Source organism: Lachnoanaerobaculum sp., from assembly GCF_057250505.1.
Map to the genome: position 1 here is coordinate 40,411 of NZ_DBHIEQ010000002.1, position 22,230 is coordinate 62,640.

At 36.3% G+C, this 22,230-nt stretch carries 19 protein-coding genes, 1 tRNA gene and 1 pseudogene; 3 read left to right on the plus strand and 18 right to left on the minus strand.

Annotated elements, in window-relative coordinates:
• Positions 1-28: 28 nt before the first annotated feature.
• The 6 genes from ACO6FI_RS01375 to serS are packed head-to-tail and all read right to left on the minus strand — an operon-like array spanning position 29 to position 10,372.
• Entirely contained in the window at positions 29-613 is a 585-nt protein-coding gene (locus ACO6FI_RS01375) for a Maf family protein (RefSeq protein WP_485455777.1), read from the minus strand.
• Entirely contained in the window at positions 606-4,058 is a 3,453-nt protein-coding gene (gene addA, locus ACO6FI_RS01380) for a helicase-exonuclease AddAB subunit AddA (protein ID WP_485455778.1), read from the minus strand. The genes ACO6FI_RS01375 and addA overlap by 8 nt, the downstream gene beginning before the upstream one ends.
• Entirely contained in the window at positions 4,021-7,407 is a 3,387-nt protein-coding gene (locus tag ACO6FI_RS01385; protein WP_485455779.1) for a PD-(D/E)XK nuclease family protein, read from the minus strand. The genes addA and ACO6FI_RS01385 overlap by 38 nt, the downstream gene beginning before the upstream one ends.
• 53 nt (positions 7,408-7,460) lie before the next feature.
• The gene (locus ACO6FI_RS01390) at positions 7,461-8,660 is read right to left on the minus strand and encodes an NADP-dependent isocitrate dehydrogenase (protein WP_485455780.1); all 1,200 of its coding nucleotides are present in this window, start codon (positions 8,658-8,660) and stop codon (positions 7,461-7,463) included.
• Between the two features lie 8 nt (positions 8,661-8,668).
• Positions 8,669-9,040: a VOC family protein gene (locus tag ACO6FI_RS01395; protein ID WP_485455781.1), complete on the minus strand. Its 372-nt coding sequence runs from the start codon at positions 9,038-9,040 to the stop codon at positions 8,669-8,671.
• 48 nt (positions 9,041-9,088) lie between these two features.
• Positions 9,089-10,372, minus strand: coding sequence for a serine--tRNA ligase (serS, locus tag ACO6FI_RS01400; protein ID WP_485455782.1), 1,284 nt, complete (start codon positions 10,370-10,372; stop codon positions 9,089-9,091).
• A gap of 187 nt (positions 10,373-10,559) precedes the next feature.
• Here serS and ACO6FI_RS01405 point away from each other — a divergent pair, with 187 nt between their 5' ends.
• Positions 10,560-10,979, plus strand: a complete 420-nt coding sequence (locus ACO6FI_RS01405) for a pyridoxamine 5'-phosphate oxidase family protein (RefSeq protein WP_485455783.1) — start codon at positions 10,560-10,562, stop codon at positions 10,977-10,979.
• 71 nt (positions 10,980-11,050) lie between these two features.
• Here ACO6FI_RS01405 and ACO6FI_RS01410 read toward each other — a convergent pair whose 3' ends face one another.
• Positions 11,051-11,503, minus strand: a complete 453-nt coding sequence (locus ACO6FI_RS01410; RefSeq protein WP_485455784.1) for a hypothetical protein — start codon at positions 11,501-11,503, stop codon at positions 11,051-11,053.
• Positions 11,493-11,792: a zinc-ribbon domain-containing protein gene (locus tag ACO6FI_RS01415; protein WP_485455785.1), complete on the minus strand. Its 300-nt coding sequence runs from the start codon at positions 11,790-11,792 to the stop codon at positions 11,493-11,495. The genes ACO6FI_RS01410 and ACO6FI_RS01415 overlap by 11 nt, the downstream gene beginning before the upstream one ends.
• 195 nt (positions 11,793-11,987) lie before the next feature.
• On the opposite strand from ACO6FI_RS01415, the gene ACO6FI_RS01420 reads away from it, so the two are divergent.
• Positions 11,988-12,077, plus strand: a tRNA-Ser gene (locus ACO6FI_RS01420).
• 21 nt (positions 12,078-12,098) lie between these two features.
• Here the strand turns inward: ACO6FI_RS01420 and ACO6FI_RS01425 are convergent.
• The 8 genes and pseudogenes from ACO6FI_RS01425 to ACO6FI_RS01460 all read right to left on the minus strand — a co-directional run bounded on the left by ACO6FI_RS01425 (position 12,099) and on the right by ACO6FI_RS01460 (position 18,646).
• Entirely contained in the window at positions 12,099-13,370 is a 1,272-nt protein-coding gene (locus ACO6FI_RS01425) for a DUF6688 domain-containing protein (RefSeq protein ID WP_485455786.1), read from the minus strand.
• A gap of 77 nt (positions 13,371-13,447) precedes the next feature.
• Positions 13,448-13,789 (minus strand): annotated as a pseudogene (locus ACO6FI_RS01430) (aminomethyltransferase beta-barrel domain-containing protein); the annotation flags it as partial.
• Between the two features lie 67 nt (positions 13,790-13,856).
• Entirely contained in the window at positions 13,857-14,525 is a 669-nt protein-coding gene (locus ACO6FI_RS01435; protein ID WP_485455787.1) for a DUF4276 family protein, read from the minus strand.
• A 12-nt stretch (positions 14,526-14,537) separates the two neighbouring features.
• The gene (locus ACO6FI_RS01440; protein ID WP_485455788.1) at positions 14,538-15,755 is read right to left on the minus strand and encodes an AAA family ATPase; all 1,218 of its coding nucleotides are present in this window, start codon (positions 15,753-15,755) and stop codon (positions 14,538-14,540) included.
• A gap of 34 nt (positions 15,756-15,789) precedes the next feature.
• Positions 15,790-16,914, minus strand: coding sequence for a tRNA 2-thiouridine(34) synthase MnmA (mnmA, locus tag ACO6FI_RS01445; RefSeq protein ID WP_485455789.1), 1,125 nt, complete (start codon positions 16,912-16,914; stop codon positions 15,790-15,792).
• A gap of 73 nt (positions 16,915-16,987) precedes the next feature.
• Complete coding sequence (locus tag ACO6FI_RS01450; RefSeq protein WP_485455790.1) at positions 16,988-17,467, minus strand: hypothetical protein; 480 nt, start codon at positions 17,465-17,467, stop codon at positions 16,988-16,990.
• 8 nt (positions 17,468-17,475) lie between these two features.
• On the minus strand, positions 17,476-18,465 hold the full coding sequence (locus ACO6FI_RS01455) for a hypothetical protein (protein ID WP_485455791.1): 990 nt from the start codon (positions 18,463-18,465) through the stop codon (positions 17,476-17,478).
• A 13-nt stretch (positions 18,466-18,478) separates the two neighbouring features.
• Positions 18,479-18,646: an oligoendopeptidase F gene (locus ACO6FI_RS01460; protein ID WP_485455792.1), complete on the minus strand. Its 168-nt coding sequence runs from the start codon at positions 18,644-18,646 to the stop codon at positions 18,479-18,481.
• 143 nt (positions 18,647-18,789) lie between these two features.
• Between ACO6FI_RS01460 and ACO6FI_RS01465 the strand changes: the two genes are divergently transcribed.
• Positions 18,790-19,923: a cysteine desulfurase family protein gene (locus tag ACO6FI_RS01465; RefSeq protein WP_485455793.1), complete on the plus strand. Its 1,134-nt coding sequence runs from the start codon at positions 18,790-18,792 to the stop codon at positions 19,921-19,923.
• Between the two features lie 41 nt (positions 19,924-19,964).
• Here the strand turns inward: ACO6FI_RS01465 and ACO6FI_RS01470 are convergent, their stop codons facing one another.
• Both ACO6FI_RS01470 and ACO6FI_RS01475 read right to left on the minus strand, forming a co-directional pair.
• Positions 19,965-20,417, minus strand: coding sequence for a DUF3806 domain-containing protein (locus tag ACO6FI_RS01470; RefSeq protein ID WP_485455794.1), 453 nt, complete (start codon positions 20,415-20,417; stop codon positions 19,965-19,967).
• Between the two features lie 49 nt (positions 20,418-20,466).
• The gene (locus tag ACO6FI_RS01475) at positions 20,467-22,230 is read right to left on the minus strand and encodes a bifunctional homocysteine S-methyltransferase/methylenetetrahydrofolate reductase (protein ID WP_485455795.1); all 1,764 of its coding nucleotides are present in this window, start codon (positions 22,228-22,230) and stop codon (positions 20,467-20,469) included.

Below are 22,230 nucleotides of genomic sequence, written 5' to 3' on the forward strand. Positions count from 1 at the left end.
TTAAAAACACCCCTATAGGGGTGTTTTTTTATAATTTCTTCAAATAATCTCTGTACAGTCTTCCTACGGGAAGTCCCATTACATTGTAATAGTCTCCCTCTATTCCCACTATATACCTTGAAAAATATCCCTGTATTGCATAGGCTCCCGCCTTGTCATAGGGCTCTTTTCTCTTCAAATAATCTTCAATCTCTTCACTTGAAAGCCTTGCCACTTCCACAGGAGTATCCTCTACAAAACTCTCATAACTGTCTTTCAAAGAATTGTATACACATACTGCAGTATATACTCTATGCTTTCTGCCTGATATAGTCTCAAGCATCTTTCTTGCTTCAGATTTATCCTTCGGCTTTCCTAAGATTTTTGTGTCTATTGCCACTATAGTATCTGCCGATATAACCGCAAAATCCTTATCACCATACTTAAGCCTTGATTTTTCTACAATATCCAAAGCCTTATTGTAAGCCTGTTTTCTACACGCCTCTACCGGGTCACTACAGTCAATTTCAGTTTCTTTGTCGGATACCGCTATCTCAAAGTCTACACCGATTTGCTCCAAAAGCTCTTTCCTTCTTGGCGATGCGGAAGCCAAAATTATCTTAAAATTATTCATAAAGTCTTATCTCCTTACCAAGTACAAATGAATATATAAAAATTTCACTTACATTTTTTCCTGTACTCATTTCAAGAGATTTCTTATAAAGTTCAAGCTGAACTTTATATCTGCTTATCAAAGTCTCTGCACTTTTTACATTATCCGTCTTATAATCCACCAAAATTATGCCGCCTTTTGTATCTATATATGCATCAATAACACCCTGTATCAGTACGGTCTCATCACTGTCTCCCATATTTGCTTCTCTTGCGGACATACCCATTATAAACTGATTTTCTCTCTTCAAGCTTTTGTGATACTTAATAAATATCTCTCCAAGTTTTGTATCCAAAAACTTTACAATATCCTCAGGATTTATAAGCTCTCTGTAAGAGGCATTCTTTAGCAGTGCAATCTCAGATTTTACAAACTCAAGCCTGTTTTTGGAGCTTTCTATATTTTCATAGTGAAGTCTTTGCATAAGTTTGTGGTAGGCATTACCGCGCTCACCGGCATTGTTGACACCCCCGGTCTTTTCTTTATTTTGTTTTATCTCAAATTCTTCACTCTGTGACATTCTCTTGATTTCAGATACCGAAAACTTGGTTTTCAAATCCACATTTACACTGTATGGGTATGTATAATCAAGTCTCTTCTTTAACTCGTCATATTTTTTGATATCGCTTCCTTCAAATACCTTGTGCAAATCTCCTACTTCTTTTTGAGTCAGCTTCTCCTCATCCAAAAGAGTCTTATAATCATACAGCTTTAAATCAAAATGTATTCTGTCAAAGCTTAAAAGTATCAGGTCAAGATACGAATTACAAGATCTTATATCTAAAAATCCGGGTGTTTCCTTATTTGTTTCCAAAGCCTTTTTAACATCCTTGCAGGTACCTGAAATAATCATCTTTTCCATGGCTCTTGTAAGTGCCACATAAAGAACTCTAAGCTCCTCACCCATAAGCTCCGTACCAAGCTTATATTTTATAACATTTTGCTTTATGGAACTGTCTTTTATATTATGTTCACTGTCCACATACTGCACACCGAGTCCGAAGTCGTTATCTATTACAATGCCCTGTTTCAAGTCGGTCTTATTAAAGCTTCTGTTTGCATTTACAAGGAAACATACCGGGAACTCAAGCCCCTTTGACTTATGTATTGTCATAATCCTTACAATATCATCATTTTCAGAAAGTATTCCGGCTTCCCCGAAATCGTTGTCAAAGTCCTTAAGCTTTGCAATATATCTGATAAAGTTATAGAGTCCGCTGTATCCCGAGTTTCCGAAGGTTCCGGCCTTACTTATAAGCAACATCAAATTGGCCTTTCTGACCTGTCCGCCCGGCATTGCAGCTATTATATTCAAAAAGTCGGTTTTATTGTAAATATCCTGTAAAAGCGCCTGAATATTCATATATGTAGACTTTTTTCCATATTCGTCTAAAAATTCAATTGCTTTTCTTATTTTTTTCTTTGTAGCCTCTTCAATGCTTCCTTCACTTTCCTCAAATATGATTGCGTCCATCATTCTGATTTTTTTGGATTTTTCAATATTTTGCTTTTTCCTGTAATCGGATACAATATTTGCAAGCTCCAAATCAGTCATTCCTACAATCTCCGAGTTCAAAAATGCGGTCAAATCCACATCAGAGTAAGGATTATCCACAGCCGCCAATATGGCCAGTATCTTTCTAACCTCAAATGTTTTAAAATATCCTTTGTTGTTCTCTGCATATGCCGGAATATTTTCATCATTCAAAACCTTGGCTATACTCTCTCCGATACCGGCACGCACCAAAATCACTATGTCGCTGTACTTTAAATCTCTGCCGCAGTCCACCTTCAGCTCTTTTTTCAGCTCCTTGATTCTCTTTGCAATAGCTCTTGCTTCAAGCTCTATAGCAGATGTGTCATCTTCAATACTGCCCACATCCGTAAGCATTAACTCACTTACATACTCCTTGTCTCCCTCATCAAAGCTTGCTCCAAGATATAGCGCCGCATCATCATCATAATCAATGCCGCCTATATCCTCTTTCATTATCTTCTTAAATAAGACATTCGCACCGTCAAGCACGTTTTTTCTGCTTCTGAAATTCTTACTGAGAACAACTTTCTTTGCATCTTCATCATCAATACCGTCAAAACTTTTAAAAGTTTTATACTTTTCCATGAAAAGCTTTGGCGAAGCCTGCCTGAATCCATATATTGACTGCTTAACATCTCCTACCATAAAGACATTGTTCTTTTCTATCGCCTTTACTATAGCTTCCTGTAGGTAGTTTGAATCCTGATACTCGTCAATATATATTTCACTGAATTCTTTTTTATATGCCTCTGCAACTTTTGTAGGATTTTTATTCTCATCTACAAGTATACCAAGTGCCAAATGCTCTATATCTGAAAAGTCCACCAGATTTTTTTCTCTCTTTTTTTCATTAAAGAGTGAAATATACTTCTTTGTCAAATCCACCACAGCTCTTATCTTTGCCTTTTCACTTTGCTCTTCAAGCAAGACTCTGTCTTTGTCAAAGTCATAATCCTGTGCAAGCTTTGAAATATTATCTTTATACTTATCTCTGATTGCTTTGGCTCTTTCCCTTAAGTCTTTGTCTCCGCCCTTTGCAGCCTTAAGCTTGTCAAAGCTTACCAAGTTAAGCTTTTTTGAGAGTTCAAATATATCTGCCGCCTTTTTTACACCGCCGATACTTGAGCGCTCCTCCAATACATTATCCAGATATGAAGCCGGACCCTCTTCCTCATTACATATATCAATCATCTCATCAATATCTTGTAAAACGGAGTCCACACTCTTCATTATCTGATTGTATATATACTCCTGCCATTTATCATCGCTCTCATTCAATGAATCAAGCCACTCCAAAGGCCAAGGTTTGCTTACGGCAAATCTGTAAAGCTTTTCGATAAATTCTACGATACTCTTGTCTCCCTTACTGTTTGCAAAGGCGTCACTAAGTTCTATAAAATCCTTGCTTGCGGCTTCATACTCACTTTCCAAAAGTTCTTCCATAGTATCGGCCTTTAAAAGTGAGATTTCACTCTCATCCGCCACACAAAAAGCAGGGTCTATATCAATCTTATCAATATTTTCCCTTATTACTGAAAGGCAAAAGCTGTCTGTAGTCATTATCTTTGCCGAGGCCAAAAGTACGGACTGCTCCTTCAGTCTCTTAAACTCTACGGTATTTGTTTCATGCTTTTCCATCTCTTTTAACAAGGCATTATAGATTTTCTCCTTCATAGATGCCGCTGCGGCCCTTGTAAAAGTCATTACCAAAAGCGAGTCCACATCAATAGGATTGTCGTTATCCGTTATCTTTTTTATTATTCTTTCTACAAGTACCGCAGTCTTTCCGCTTCCGGCAGCGGCAGATACCAATATACTTCCCTTTTTTATATCAATTGCCGCCTGTTGTGCCTTCGTCCACATGCTCATTTTTCTCCATCATTTCCCAAATATCATCATCATTTATTTTCACCAAGTTGTTGTATGCAAATCCTTCTATTCCTTCATCAAATCCGCATATTGCACTGTACGGGCAGTAATCACAGCTTGACTTTCCCTTCCTTATTGAAGGTGTGACGCCGATACTGCCGCTTAAGATATTTTCAGCCGTGTTCTTTGCCGTTTGCCTTACATACTTTCTAAGTAAGTCTATCCTCTTTGTACTTGCAACACTTGATGTCTTTGAAATACTTCCGTCTTTTTTTAACATTACAGGTATAACATCACTGCTTGTTTCAATACTTTTATCCAGATGCTTTATTATATTAAAATCTGTATTGACTATACCCATAGGCTTTAACTTACTTAAGAAAGCGTTTTCTTTTTTCGCCTCATCTCTTGTAAGAAAAGGTGAGTCTATATGGTAGTAAAAAAATGCCGCCGGCAAAACTGCCTTACCCTCTTTTGTAAGCTGTTCCATCACCGCATCCAGATATATCACAAGCTGTAACGCCCTGCCGTAGAAAGGCATGTCAAGCTCCCACTTCATATTTCCGGTCTTGTAGTCAATTATTTTTACCAATGTCTTATCTTCATCAACATATGTATCTACTCTGTCTATCTTTCCTCTAAGATACATCTTTGCATTATTTTTCAGTTCAATATTCAAAGCTTCAAGATTATCACTTTCACCGAAACTTTTCTCGAAAAAACTCGGCTCAAAGTCGCCTGCCGCAAGCTGTTTTGAAAGTACAAGCATTGTAAGCTTTGTCATTCTTACAATCTTTTCAAGCTGATACTTTGACTTATTGCTCTCTTTAAATATGCTGTTTTTTTCGGAAACCATGTTTTCGTTTACAGCCTCATCAACCAGCGAGAAAAGGTCCGCTTCATCCATCTTTGCAATCACTTTATTTCTTGACTTTGCATACCTGAAGCATTTTTCAAGCATATCATGTACCAATGTACCTATATCCGACACTCCCAATGAATGTATCTGCCTTTCCCCCACTCCAAGCCCGTAGCTTATAAAATGCTCAAAAGGACATTCATTGTAGTTTTCAAGCCTTGTCACACTTACACGAAGTTCATCACCGAACAGTTCTCTTGCCGCACTCTCACCTATTCCGCTGTCCTTGTACACATACGTTGCAGCTGCTATAAGTCTTTTTATGAACTCTCTATCAAAGAATGTCGCAATATATCTTACAAAGTCTTCATCTGTTACTTCCTTTGCGCGAAGCCCTCTCAAATTTTCACTGAGATATTCCTTTGCTTCAAACCTTGAATATATATTCAGCTCTTTGCTTCTTTTTATCTCTATATCAGGGAATATCGACTTTACCATATTTATAAGTATTGACGGACGCAAAGACTTACCCTCAAAGTCCATACCTGCAAAACTTATAAACAGCTTGTCTGAAGGCTTTGTAAGCACCTGATACAGATAAAATCTGCCTGTATACAAATCCTCTCTGACTGTATCAGACAGATTAAAGCCCAAAGACTTAAGTTTTCTTTTTTCTCTGTCATTTATAAGTCCTCCCGAATCCTTGACTGTAGGCAGACTTCCGTCATTTGCGCCGCATACAAACAGTGCCTTTATGCTGCCAAGTCTGGTTCTTTTTAAGTCACCTATTACCACTCTGTCCACCCTGTCAGGTATCATTCCAAGCTTTATCTCTTCAAAACCTGTATGTAAGAGGTCATTTAATTCTTTTTTAGTCAGACTCTCACCTTCAAGTACAAGCTCCAATCTGTCAAACAGACTGATAACCTCGTCAAATATTCCCTCATACTCTCTAGCTCTTTTAAAGTCACCTTTTTCTTCAAGTGATAACTTTATCTCTTCAAGCTTTTCTTCTATATTCTCTTTTGTAAATATCTCTCTGAAAGCATCCAGGGCATCCTTTATGCTTACCTTGCTCTTACTTATTGCCGTATAAAGTGTATCAAGCTTACAAAGAGCAAAGTCCTTGAACTCATCTATCTCTTTTAGTTCAGTTTCACTAAAACTTTTCGGCAAATATGTGAATTCCGAATGCAGTCTTTTATATCCCTTTATTCCCGTCTCAAGCAAATAATTATCAAGCAGTGATACAAGCCTTTTATCAAAATGTAAAAGCCCGAGTCTTAAAAATCTGTTTACCGCATCATATGAAAAATTCTCACTTATAACTCCAATGCAGGCATTGATAAACTCCACCAACTCATTGTTGTCAACATCCATCTTCTCATCCAAATAGTAGGGAATCTCAAGCTGATGAAATCTGTTTATCAGTGCATCGGACACATCCTCAAGGTCGCCGTAAATTATCGCAATATCCCTGTATCTATAGTCATTATCCTTTACAAGACCAAGTATTTTATTGGCAACAAAATCTATCTCATCCAAAGGATTCATACAGTAATTTATCTCAATATCAGAGACTTCTTTTGATTTTTTTCCGTCATATCTGAGGAAATGCTCTTCAAAAAATCCGAGATCTTTTGAATTCTTAAATCTGTGTACCGCTCCCGTATTCAGATTTATATCAGGCAATCTCTTTATATTCTCCTTCTTTGCCATCTCATTTATCTGTGAAATCATCTTACCGCTGATAAAAAAAAGGTCGCTCTCTGAAAGTCTTATATCCGGATTAACTCCCTTACCCAAAGTTACACTGAATCTAAGCTCTGCAGCCACCTTCATAAGGTTTGAAATTATTCTGTTTTGAATAGGTGTAAAGCCTGTGTAACCGTCAAATAAGATAACACTGTCCCTTAATAATTCACTGTTTGCTATATTTTCATTCAAAATATCAAGTATCTGCTCGTTTGTGAAATATTTTCCGGCAATATATTCCTCAAATCCTGTCTTTAAATTATATATATCCTCAAGTTTTATCTTAAGAAGTGAGTCCACCTCACTGTTGTTTACCTGCTCTCTTATAAAGTCGTCACTGATATCATACTGCATAAACTCTGAAATAAGCGACTTTATACTGTCAATAAATCCCGCCTTTTGAAACTGCTTTTTCCACGCTTTAAGTTCTACCTTGTTTGCAATTCTTCTAAGTATAAGCGCCTTGTCAAGTTCATCCAAAACCTCTGGATTTTCTATATCAAGTTCTTCAAATATTCTGTAAGCAAGCCTGTTAAAACTGAGCACATCTATATTGTTTACTGCATGATTAGGATGCATCTGCACTATATCTTTTTGAGTCTGCATCGTAAACTGCTCAGGTACTATAATAAAAAACTTTTTATCCAAGTTTTTTACAGCCTCGTCTATAATATCCTTAAAAGCCCTGTAGGTCTTTCCCACACCTGAGGCGCCAAAATAAAATCTGTATCCCATCTCTCTCCTAAAATATGTAGAATGGCAGCTCCCGAAAGGAAACTGCCATATATTTATTGCAAATGCTTTGCAATCTCATGTATAAACTCTTCACTGTTTAAAACTGTTATATTCTCCAATGTTGATATTGCACCCAGGTCTCCTGTCATCTTGCCGGACTCTATAGTATCAATTGTAGCCTTCTCAAGTCTGTTTGCAAAGTCAGTCAAATCAGGAAGATTATCAAGTTCTCCTCTTTTTCTTAGTGCACCGCTCCATGCAAATATGGTTGCAACCGAATTGGAAGATGTAGGCTCACCCTTCAGATACTTGTAATAATGTCTCTGAACGGTACCGTGTGCCGCCTCATACTCATAACAGCCGTCAGGGGAAACCAGTACCGAAGTCATCATAGCCAGTGAACCGAAAGCGGATGAAAGCATATCGCTCATAACATCTCCGTCATAGTTCTTGCAAGCCCAGATAAATCCGCCCTCCGACTTCATAACTCTTGCCACCGCATCGTCTATAAGCGTATAGAAATATGTAATTCCCTCCTTTTCAAACTTCTCCTTGTACTCTACATTGTATATATCTTCAAAGATATCTTTAAATGTATGGTCATACTTCTTTGATATGGTATCCTTTGTAGCAAACCACAAATCCTCCTTTTGACTTAGAGCATATTCAAAGCAGGCTTTTGCAAAACTTTCAATGGAAGAATCCAGATTGTGAACTCCCTGTGCAATTCCTGCACCCTTAAACTCATGTATCAGACTTCTTGTCTCATTGCCTTCACTGTCTGTGTACACAAGTTCAACCTTACCCGGCCCGTCAATAATCATCTCCGTGTTTTTGTATACATCACCATAGGCATGACGGGCAATGGTTATAGGCTTTTTCCATGTTCTGACATTCGGCTCAATACCCTTTACCAATATAGGTTTTCTGAACACTGTACCGTCTAAGATAGCTCTGATAGTACCGTTCGGAGATTTCCACATCTCCTTTAAGTCATATTCTTTTACTCTGGCGGCATTCGGAGTAATGGTAGCACATTTTACAGCCACACCGAGCCTCTTTGTAGCATTGGCGGACTCTACAGTTACCTTATCATCAGTCTCATCTCTGTGCTTTAATCCAAGGTCATAGTATTCACTCTTTAAATCCACAAAAGGAAGTATGAGTTCATCTTTTATCATCTTCCACAGGATTCTTGTCATCTCATCTCCATCCATCTCAACAAGTGGAGTAATCATCTGTATCTTTGCCATATTTACCTCTATAATTTACTTGGTACAATCTCAATCCAATATCCGTCAGGGTCGTTTATAAAATAAATACCCATATCAGGGTTTTCATAGCATATAACACCCATCTTCTCATGAAGCTCATGAGCCGCCTTCATATCCTCTGTAGCCATAGCAAGGTGATACTCAAGTTCTCCGAGATTATATGGATCTTTTCTATCTCTTAAGTATGTAAGCTCAAGCTCAAAGCCTGTCTTTTTATCTCCAAGATATACTAAAGTAAATGAACCGTCCTGTGCATCTTTTCTTCTTACAGGCTCAAGTCCGAGTGCTTCTCTATAAAACTTCAAACTTCTTTCCAAATCAAGGACGTTAAAATTAAAATGTGCAAATGAAAAATTCAAAAGAGTCTCCTTTCAAAAATACACCCTGTATACACAGGGCGTAAACCATTATTTTCCTATAACTGCTTTTCCACCCATATAAGGTCTTAAAACCTCAGGTATTCTGATGCTTCCATCCTCATTGAGATTGTTCTCAAGGAATGCGATAAGCATACGAGGCGGTGCTACAACAGTATTGTTAAGTGTATGTGCAAAGTACTTGTTGCCGTCGGCATCCTTTACTCTGATTCTAAGTCTTCTCGCCTGTGCATCCCCGAGGTTTGAACAGCTTCCTACCTCAAAGTACTTTTTCTGTCTTGGTGACCATGCTTCAACATCACATGACTTTACCTTAAGATCCGCCAAATCACCTGAACAGCACTCAAGCGTTCTTACAGGAATATCCATTGATCTGAAAAGATCTACAGTATTTTGCCACAGTTTGTCATACCACATCTTTGACTCTTCAGGCTTACAAACAACTATCATCTCCTGCTTCTCAAACTGGTGGATACGATAGACACCTCTCTCCTCGATACCGTGAGCTCCCTTCTCTTTTCTAAAGCAAGGTGAGTAAGATGTAAGTGTGTATGGAAGCTTAGCCTCATCATTCATAGTATCAATGAATTTTCCGATCATTGAATGCTCGCTTGTACCTATAAGATAAAGATCCTCTCCTTCAATCTTATACATCATGGCATCCATCTCGGCAAAGCTCATTACTCCTGTTACCACTTCGGATCTGATCATAAAAGGAGGTACACAGTATGTAAATCCTCTGTCAATCATAAAATCTCTTGCATATGAGATTACCGCAGAATGAAGTCTTGCTATATCTCCCATGAGATAATAGAATCCGTTTCCTGCAACCTTTCTTGCACTGTCAAGGTCGATTCCGTTCAGTTTTTCCATTATATCCGTATGATAAGGTATCTCAAAATCAGGAACAAAAGGCTCACCGAACTTTTCGATTTCTACATTCTCACTGTCATCCTTGCCTATCGGTACACTTGGGTCTATAATGTTCGGAATGGTCATCATATCCTTTTTGATCTTCTCTTCAAGCTCTGCTTCAACAGGCTCAAGCTTTGAAAGCTGCTCTCCAAGGCTTACTACAGATGCCTTTACCTGCTCAGCCTCTTCTTTCTTGCCCTGTGCCATAAGTGTACCGATTTCTTTTGAAATCTTGTTTCGCTTTGATCTAAGCTCATCAGCCTCTACTTTTGTCTTTCTGAGCTTCTCATCAAGCTCGATAACCTCATCAACTAACGGGAGTTTGAAATCCTGAAATTTATTCTTGATATTCTGTCTTACGACATCCGGATTTTCTCTTAAAAACTTAATGTCAATCATGGCTTCCCCTTCTTCTACATATCTGTTACTTATTTAGACGATATCTGACGATATCCCATATGAAAAAAGTATACATCAAATAAGCTTTTATGTCTATTCCAAGTTGGAAGCAAGTTGACTGTGATATAGACTTGATAAACCTTTTTCCATATTGTATTATTCATTCATTATAGAAACGGAGGTTTTCATGGATACAATAAAAGAATTCAAAAGAATTATGGACACGCAGACTGAACTTGCTTTAACAACTATAGGAACAGACGGCACTCCGAATGTAAGAATAGTCAACTATTATTTTAATACTGAAAATAATGTCCTATACTTTACGACATTTAAAGACAATGAAAAAGTACATGAAATGGAACAAAACCGAAACGTCGCCTTTACAACAATCCCCAAAAAAGGCAATGAGCATATAAAGGCAAGAGGAATCGCCCTAAGAAGCAAAAAAACTGTTTTTGATTTGGCGGATTGCTTTTGTGACAAGATACCCGGTTATAAAAACACTATAGACTTTGCCGGAGATTCATTGATATTATATGAAATACACTTTAAAACAGCCACTGTTACTTTAGATTTGTCCGATATTCAAACAATTACATTATAAAAGAGGGGCTGACCGCTCTCAGCCCCCTTTTTTATGCTGTTGTCCACAATCGTTCGTATAATGAAACTATATTATTCCCCGAACTGCTTTAAACCGTCACTTACCTGATGCTCATATAATTTATCGCGACCACTTATAAGATTCTTGTACATTTCATTACCGTCTGTATATCCTCTTGTTGTATCCCAAGTGTTTGGAAGCATCAAAAAGTTAAGAGCAACATCCGATCTGTTTGCCGTTAAAAAGTCCTCATCACTTAATTTCATTACATAGGTATATTCCACCGGATAATAAATGGTAGTAGTCGGGAATTTACCGTTGGCATCTGATAAATTTGCAGAGAACACTACATAGTATATATTTGTACCGTTGAACTGTTCCTTATCATTTGAAGTATACAGCAAATCCTCTCCTAGAAACTGTATATCGGATACCTGCATATTCGGTTTATAATCCTTGACAATGTAAGCATCCAGAGTAAGTCTTGCCTGATCCTGTAACGACTTTCTGTACTCATCCGTCATATCCGCTTGACTCGAAGCTTATATACTTGTTCAAATCAATTACTTTACCTGAATTCATAGCGAATGCAACTATCACTATAATAAACAGAACCGCTACGGCACCTGACGCACCGAAAATAATATTCTTCGATAATTTTTTCGGACTTCCCGGACTACCTGTAGGATTAGATACCTTATATTCGGTGTTACTTTGGCTTTGCTGCATATTCACGCTCTCAAGGGCAGCACCACAACTCTCACAAAACTTTGCTCCGTCAGCATTCATAGAACCACAATTTTTACAACGCATGTCAAACCCTCCTGTGATATTTATTGTTGCTAATATCATACTATAAATTGTCTGTTTTTTTAATCTAATTATACTTTTCTAACAATAATATTTTTATTACTATGTGAGTTTATTCTACATTATATATAATTATTGTGAAATTCTTAATATTTATTAAGGTTGATTTAATGCGCATTTTAATGTATAATATATCTTGGAGGTGTATCGAAGCGGTCATAACGAGCCTGACTCGAAATCAGGTTGTCAATTTTTCGTGGCACGAGAGTTCGAATCTCTTCGCCTCCGTGAAATTTAAAAAGCTCCTATTTAAGGGAGCTTTTTTATTTTGCCCATATACTGGGTAGCTATTCTGTTTTCCGGATGTACATCGCTCATATATATTACAGCTAAGAATATCCATTCTAAAGGCTTCATCATAATATATATAATATCTGCAATCCATTTGCTCTTTATAAGCCTTGCAATGGGAAAGCCGTAGCGGTCATATACTCCCCTCACAAGTATATGGAAGCGAGGTGTTTTTTCCTCTAAAATCTGTTCAAAGGCATTTGCTATGCAGAGCTGCCTGTTTACTATAACCTCGTGACCATGACGGATTCCTCTTCTTACAGGTTTTACCACTTTTCTGTGCCCGCCTGCCGCTACGGTACAAAGATAATGCTCATCATAATAAATATTTTGAGGTGCTTCCTTTAGTGACAATGTCCAATCTGCAGTTTCAGTCCATGCCTTTATAACGGAATCCGGTGCCTGACCGAAAAGTAATAATATACCTATAATGATTCCAAGCAACGGCAGCATAAGAATAAGGGCATATATAGGCCAAAATTTTGAATTTGACAGTATCTTATCTAAAAAATTTAAAGTTAAATTATTTTGTATCTTTTCTCTTTCCATCTCAAGTTCATTCCACTCATGAACCTTACAAAGAACTGTTCTTGCTATAATGCAAGCAATACAAAAAGGATAAATCAATAGGTATAAATCAGAATATCTATCTACCATTCCACTACTACCAAATACCTGTACAGTGAAAACAACTATTACAACTAACCAAATATACATAGCAGATATTGAAAATACTGCAAGTAAAGGCGGTGTTTTTTTTAGTGAACAAATTCTCAGATAGTAATATCCGATAAGACCTATAAAGCATAGTACACAAATTGTGAGTCCCGCTCCTGTGAAGATAGGTGTATGTGTTTCTGAATTTGTCAGCACTTCACTCCAGTCAGACCCTGTTGCATCTTTTACTACTGCAATATAAAGTCCTTCTAAAATAAATCCGTACCAAATCACTATTTGATCAAAAAATATTCCGGATTCTAAAAGCCTATTTTTTGCCTCATAAAAAAGCAATATTACCTGATATATAGCCAATATAATCGGGTATACATATATCGCAGCAATAAAGCCCCCTAAAAAAAGCGAAGACATTACATAATCGGTTACAATATCTATGACTGAGTCATACATAGATTTTGTATCTACACAAGAGATGAAATTGGGTACTGCTACAATCAGTACTCCAATTATATAGCTTATAATAATACTTGTTAGTATTTTATGTTTTTTCATATTTCAAAGCCTCCTTACGTTGCTTTAAATTACAAAAGTCTTTCTTATACCTAATTTATTGCACATATCACATTACTTTAGTCACATCTTCCTATAATTGTTCCGCCGCCAAGTACAAGTCCGCTTTCACCATACAGTACAACCGCCTGTCCCGGTGTGATTGCTCTTACCTTTTCATCAAAGTCTATTCTTATCCTGTCTTCTCCAAGTACCTTTACTGTGCAGTGTTCACCCTTATGTGAATATCTTATCTTTCCTACAGCTCTCATACCGTCATAAAACTTCTCAACCGCCATGGCATTCAATTTGTCGGCTTCCAGACTGTACCCGAAAACATCCTCATTTTCACCTATTACAACTTCATTTGTCTCAGGTCTTATCTCTGTAACAAATATAGGATGTCCAAGCGCTATACCAAGTCACTTGTTATACGAATCACAAATATTTTATACTTAATACCAATCTAATATTTACATTATATTTTTATTAACTATTTAATCTTATTTCCAATTCGTTAATAAACTTTTTAAAACTTGGAGAAGTATTTCTATTTAATTCCAGTGTTTTTCCGATTCTTTCAGCCCATTCAAGCTTTGCCTCTCCAATTAAATGATATGAACCTGATGCTTTTCTTTTTAGATTTTTTAATCCTCCAGGATATATCATGTTTGCAAGAACTTCCCATGTGTCATCTATACTATCCTGCATGTAGTCTCTTGCAGCATTCTTATTAGAATTAGGATATGCTTTTTCTATTGCTTCCTTATCTCCTAATAACCACGCCTCCATCTCTTTAACTGCTATACAAATAGCATAATCTGTAGATTTTATTTTCTTACTTGCTAAATCTTTAAGTTGCTTACTAAACTCTTCTGTATTTCTTTTATCATTATCCAAAATGAGTATGATAACTGCACCAGGTAAGCTTGACAACACCTTATCAAAAGCTTCAAAATACATTGGTAAATCATTCAGTAATTTACCTGTCTTACGTTCTATAACAGTCTTTCCTTCTGTTGGTAAATGGCCAACTCCTCTAAATGATTTTATTTTATAGCTAATTTCATTTTCTGGATGAATATATTTAAATTTTTCCATGACATGATTAACCAATATTTCAGTTGACATATCTTCTATCAAAAACTGAATATGCATAGTAACACCCCTTTATCCAAAGTATTGACTGTACCACATATCACCAAGTTCAACACCTTCTTTTGAAAGTTCTTTAACAAACTCATACTCTGATGCACGTTTTGCCGTAGAAAACCCATTTTTATCCTTATATAGCACCCATACTTCATCTGGATAAAGTGAATTCACAAAAAAGGGGCTATGTGTTGTTACAAACAGTTGTTTCGCATAACCATTTCCTACACTTTTCTTCATCTCTTCTGCAAGTTTAGCAAGGTAATGATGATATAATCCATTTTCTGGTTCCTCTATAAAAACGAGCTGCCTTGGATTTCTCTCATGTAATAAAAGATAGTATGCAAATAATTTTAATGTACCATCAGACATACGTGGTGAAAAAAAAGGATTTTTAAATCCTTCTTCCCAAAATCTTAGTGTAATTTGTCCATTGGCTAATTTTAAAGGTTCAATTTTTTGAATTCCCGGTAACTTACCCTGAATTTCTTTTAATACCTTTTCAAAAACACTCCTATTCTCACGATACATATATTGGGCAACATTATTAATATTACTACCGATTCTATCTAAATAAGGCGTAGGTGCTGAAGTTTGAATTCTCCTAGCTTCATCTGGTGAAAAGTAACATAGATACCAACTCTTAAGAAATTGTAAAAACTTTTCAATTCTATTATACTGCTTCATCGCACCTAATGTCACAATACCCGGCTTTCTAATATCTGTCAATTCCACTTCTCGCTTTTCACCTGTAACTTGTCCGTTATCATCCTGCCCTCCTTCTGTCCCTTCAAAAGCATATCCCTTACCACTTTGCAAATGTAAAAAAGAACGTGGCCACCCTCTCTTTTCAACCCTTTGTCTTAACCTTTCTTCCTTCACGTATGGTCTACCCATGTCATCTACATCTATATCAAGTTGATATGTGATTGGCTTAGTCTTGCTTGCCTCCCTATAGTATATCTCAAAAGATATAGAACTCTCAGCTCCTTGTGAAATAATATTATCATATCCACCACGATTACCCGCATCACACGCTGATTCTACTCCAATCTCTAAGCAATCTGCTATAAACCCAAATACATCTGCCAAAGTACTTTTCCCATTTCCACTTGGTCCTATAATAGCAACAAGGCTTCCAAGTGCCTTTTCACTCTGATGAGTCCTTGTTTTTCCAAGTATTACATTTTTTAAAGGTCCAAAATTCTTTATCTCTATTCCTTCTATCTTTCCCATTACTTTTCTCCAATAAATTTTACATAGTTTATATCTATAATTTATAATATTTAAAATCATGTTTTTTTTTTATAATACTATTAGTTATTGTTCCGCCACCAAGTACAAGTCCGCTCTCATCATACAGTACAACCGCCTGTCCCGGTGTAATTGCTCTTACCTTTTCATCAAAGTCTATTCTTATCCTGTCTTCTCCGAGTACCTTTACTGTGCAGTGTTCACCCTTATGTGAATATCTTATCTTTCCTACAGCTCTCATACCGTCATAAAACTTCTCAACCGCCATGGCATTCAATTTGTCGGCTTCCAGACTGTACCCGAAAACATCCTCATTTTCACCTATTACAACTTCATTTGTCTCAGGTCTTATCTCTGTAACAAATATAGGATGTCCAAGCGCTATACCAAGTCCTTTTCTTTGTCCGATGGTGTAGTGAAGGATTCCCTTATGCTTCCCAAGTATCTCTCCGTCAGCTGTCACAAAGTTTCCCTCAGGCATCTTTTTGCCTATTTCATTTTCTACAAATGAGGCATAGTCATTGTCTGAAACAAAGCATATCTCCTGACTGTCAGGCTTATTTGCCACTCTGAGGTTGAACTTCTTTGCAATCTCTCTTATCTCATCCTTTTCATAATCTCCCACAGGCATCAATGTTCTTGAAAGCTGCTCCTGTGTAAGATTATAAAGTGCATAGGTCTGATCCTTGGCACTTGTCTTTGATGTTCTGAGTGCATATCTTCCGTTTTCAAGCTTTTCTATTCTTGCATAATGCCCTGTGGCAATATAATCCGCCCCAAGCATCATACTCCTCTCTAAAAGAGATTCCCATTTTACATATCTGTTGCAGGCTATACATGGATTAGGTGTCCTTGCCTGTACATATTCATTTACGAAATAATCTATTACCTTATCTTTAAATTCATCTCTGAAATTCATTACATAATAAGGTATGCCGATATCTCTTGCCACCCTTCTGGCATCATCCACCGCTGAAAGGCCGCAACAGCCTCCACTGCCGGACATATCCTCTTCATCTTCACTTTGCCATATCTGCATAGTCACACCTGTGACATCATATCCGGCTTCTTTTAAAAGATAGGCTGCCACTGAAGAGTCCACTCCACCCGACATACCTACCACTACTTTTTTCTTTTCCATATATTCTCCAAAAATTTTATTAAAGTCTATAACAGACAGTATATCATATACTTATTTGATTTGTATCATTGTACTATAAAGTCTTCGGATCAAGATCATACCAGTTCCCCAACCATATTTCTTTTTCATACATCCTGTCAATATCTTCTTTTGTATATAGGTAATCCAACTCACCTTCAAATATATCATCCGGAAACAGTTTGAAATACTCATGTAAAAAATTTAAATACATAAAGCCTCTATCACCGTACCCCTCAATATATATGTATCTGTAGTAATCTGTCTTTTGTCCTGAAGCATCTTCTACTGTATAATTTGAAAATCCATCTTCTATTATATGAACATACATAACCGCCCATGAAGAGGCGTCATCCAAATACCATCTGAAATCATCATCGTAATCCGGTTTATTTACGGAAAACATATAATAGTCCCCATGATCATATAAAGATTCCGAAGTAAACCCTCTTGACATCAGTATATTTACAATATCTTTTATGTCTCTACAACTGTTATCATCTTTTCTTCTTAAAATTCCTACATCTCCTGCCATGGTACCTACTAAAATCTATCCCTTTCTCTTTTCTTAAATATCCATTTTTCGTTTTTATCCTTATTATTAAATATTTCATCAATCTGTGATTTTGTAAAGAAACAACCGTTATCAATATAGAAAATATCCTCCGAAAACTTATTTAGATATTTATGTACTATTTCAAGCACCTGCATCTCTTTTCCGATAAGATCTGTAATCCTAAAATATGTCTCAAAGCCCATCTGTTTTATTTCATCTGTAGGGATATCTGTCATCTCAGTGTTACAATATATTTCAATAATCTTTTTATTATTACATTTTGCATATAAAATATTGTAACTCTCTCTTTTTATATTTACTATATTTTTGCAATGTGATTTTTTTAAAGTTCTTATTACCCTATAAGCCGTGCCGAATTTTGAATTTTTCCTTTTACCGATTATCCTTCCCTCATACCTTAATTCAACACTCATCTCTCCCCTATGTCTTGTATCCATTATATTTCCCATACCGCCCATATAAGATACCGTTGTTGCTAAAAGTATATTTATATATTCAGATATACTTTTGATACTGTATAGTGGTCTATACATCCAGTTTTTATCATGTTTTCCGTTATAAATACTGTCTATCATCGCTTTATTATAATATCTCCCATTATCCACATAAAAGATATCATTGGGGTTCTCCTCTAAATATCTGTGCAACAATTCAAGAATAATCAGTTCTTTCCCATATATATTTGAAAAACGATAATATGTCTCAAGCCCCAGTTCATTTGCTCTTTCAGTCGGTATTTCAAAATTTCTTTCATAACTGTACACCTCTATCATATGCTCTGCATCATGAAAGAACAAAATATCATTTTCCTCTTTCATATATGATATACTGTACTCATATTTATCAAAGGAAAATCTCATACTGTAGCCCATATCAATAAGAATATTATATACCGTATATGCTGTCTGTATCTTATTAACACCGGCTTTACCAAGTATTCTACCCTCAAATCTCATAATCACCTCTATATCATTGTTCATTCGGATCTGTATATATCCATTCGGCAGTCCGGTCTTTTTTATTATAAATCTTATCTATATCAGCTTTAGTATAAAAATATTTATCCTTTGAATAACAGTTCCAAAGTACATCCTCAGGTACAAGTTTAAAATATTCATGAAAAAAATTTAAAAGCATAAAATTTCAACGCTCCAGCCCATATATCACCTCTTTTTAAATATAGGATTTTTATACAATACTCATATTATACTTGTCAATTCAAATTCAATCATTTACTATTTTATTGTTAATACTATTTATAATTAAAGAACAGGAGCACTATGATATATATGGACAACGCCTCTACCACTGTTGTGGATAAGGATGCTTTTGATATAGCAAAAAAATATTTATTTGAAAACTATGCAAATCCTTCATCAAGCTATTCTATAGCAAATGATGTAAAGGCCGATATGGAAGATGCCAGAGAGATGATTGCAGATATCCTCGGTGCAAGATATAATGAGATCTATTTTACCTCAGGCGGCAGCGAATCAAATAATTGGGCAATATTAAAATCATGTGAACTTACGGAAAATAAAGGAAAGCATATCATAAGTTCAAAGATCGAGCATCATTCCGTACTTCATACACTCTCTTATCTTGAAAAAAAAGGATATGAAGTCACTTATCTAAATACCGACGAAAAAGGGATTATTGATATAAATGAGCTTAAGTCTGCTATCCGAGAGGATACAGTCCTTATAAGCATAATGTTTGCAAATAATGAAATAGGCACTATAGAGCCGATTAAAGAAATCGGAAAGCTTGCCCGTGAGCACAATATCTTATTCCACACCGATGCGGTACAGGCTGTAGGCCATCTTCCTATTGATGTGAATGAGCTGAATATAGACTTACTCAGTGCAAGCGGACATAAATTCCACTCACCGAAGGGTGTCGGATTTTTATATATAAGAAGCGGTATCAAGCTTACATCTTTAATACATGGAGGCAGTCAGGAAAGAAATCGCAGAGCGGGTACGGAAAATACCTTTGGAATAGTGGCAATGGCAAATGCTATGAAAAACTGCTATGAACATCTAAAAGAAGACAATATACAGATGCAGACGCTAAGAGATGAACTACTATCACTGATACTTAAAAATATAGAAGGTTCACATCTAAATGGGTGTATGCACAACAGGCTTAGCAACAATATAAATATATATTTTGAAAATATCAACGGTGAATTACTTTTAATCCTGTTAAATCAAAATGGGGTCTGTGCCTCACTTGGTTCTGCCTGTACCACCGGTAGCATAGACCCTTCACATGTAATAATGGCTATTTCAAATGATAAAAAAAGAGCCTCATCATCACTTAGACTTACATTAAGTAAGTACACAACCAAAGATGAGGTGAATACTACATTTGAAGTACTAAAAAAATGTATAAATCAGCTTAGAAAATAAAAAATATCCAACAGCACCCTATGTTGGATATTTTATTTAGTTTATTTTTTCATGTTTTCTATATTATTGTTTAAAATCCAGCTAATATAATCTCCTCTTCTTCTGTCCAAACAGGCTGTAACCATAGTAATTGGGCATTTATATGTCTCTCCAATATAAGACGGATCTGTAAGTACCGGTAGCTTATAATATACATTTTTAGGATTATCCATAATCATATACCATTTTCCGCCTATATGTTTTCTAAACACCTCACCAACATAAACTCCGCATAAATCAAGTATATTATAAGTATTATTATATAATGTCTTATCTTCTATAATCTCACTTATCTTTTCATACTTTTTAAGCAACCAATCTTCCAAAGCATTTAGACTATCTATAGAATAATCTAAACATAGATTGTTTTCATTTGCAAACTCATTTGTAAAGTAATCCATCTTATCCGATATAAAAAATATCCAATTGTCAAAATCTTCTTTTGTATACGCCATATGCTTACCTCTTCAAACTCATATTATTAGTACAAAGCTATACTACCACTTATCTATTATCGCACACTTTCTTTACAGTCTTTATAAGTCTTTCCATAAGTCCTACTCTATTAAGTACTGTAATTAGATAATATCCATCCACATAGTCATAGATTTTACCTGCTATATCCTTTGACATAGATAGGGCTATCTCTTCTGCTTCTTCTCTAGCTTTGCCCACATATTTTTCTACAATATCATCAGTGATATGTATACCATTTACTTCACTTTGCATATATCTGGCATTTCGCTCACTAACTATTGGTATTATACCACCCATAATCTTTATGTCTAGGCTTTCTCTTGCTACTTTCAAATTTTCAATAGCCCTGTCAGTCAGTACCGGCTGTGTAAAAAGTACCTTTACACCGTTTTCCTGTTTTCTGACAGCTTTCTTTAGCTCCGCACTGAAGTTCCTCGAGTTTACATTCAATGCACCGCAGATATTCATTGGACTTTCAAATAAATCATTATTTAAAGAATTGATAAAGTTTGCAAACTTCACCGAATTAAACTCAAATACGGATCTTATCTCATCTCTTTGAGCATTCGGTATCGGATCTCCTGTGATTACAAGTACATTGTCAACTCCCATTGCATTGGCACCCAGCAGCAGTCCTCTTGAAGCGTTTACATTCCTGTCTCTGCAAGTCATATGCGGAAGTACATCAAAGTCAAGCTCATTTCTTACTTTGCAGGCAAGCAGGCAGCTGTCCATTCTGGCTCTGGCTATAGGATTATCCGCAATAGTAATGATATCCGCACCTGCCGCCTTTATCTTTTTTGCATTGTCCATAAACTTTGTAATATTTGTATCTATAGGTGAGTCAAGTTCCACCGCTATAGGCTTTTGACCGAGATCAAGTTTTTCTTTGAATCTGTTGACTCTTATATTCTGTGCGGTACTTTTTTCAGACTTTACCGCTCTTCTCGGCTTTATAAGTTTACCGCTCATACTCTTTTTTAACAGTTCTATATGCTTAGGTGTGGTTCCGCAGCAACCGCCTACAATATTTACACCCATCTCAAGAATGTCCTCTATCTGATTTGCAAAATAGTTGGCAAGTGAACTGTAGTAAACTCTGTCATCTCTGACTACAGGATAGCCTGCATTCGGCTTTGCAAAAAGATAAAGTCCCTTTGTATCCACATCCTTTAAAAGTTTTGCCATATGATTGGCTCCGGATACACAGTTAAGTCCCACCGCATCAAAAACGCCTGAGTTTGTAATCTCTGCAAACAATGACTTATATTGATATCCTTCACTTGAATATCCGTCAGGCATAACCGCAAATGAGGCTGTTATAAAAGCGTCACTGCATTTTTCTTTGATATACTCGGCACTTAGTACCATTCCGCTTGTACTGCTTCTTGTCTCAAACAGAAAATTCTTTACTCCCTTTTCCAAGAAAATATCTATCAAAACCTTGTACTCTTCAAATGCAAGTTCACTGCTGCCTGTATGTATCAGTCCTATATCCGCAAAGACATATGCTCTGTCCTTTGCGGCCTCGTTTGCAATATCAATTCCTGCAACGACCACCTCTTTTTGTAAGTTTCTGTCTCCGTTGAACACATCAATACCTACAGAAAAAGTATTTGTAAGTATTGCCTTTGCCCCGGCGTCAATATATTCATTATGAATACCCTTTATAAGCTCCGGATTTTTTATATTGGCAAGTTCACAGCCTATTCCGTCATCCGTAAGCTCATCATAGTATGTTCCCATTGCTCCGTCAAAGAGCAAAACATTGTTCTTTAAATAGTCTCTAAT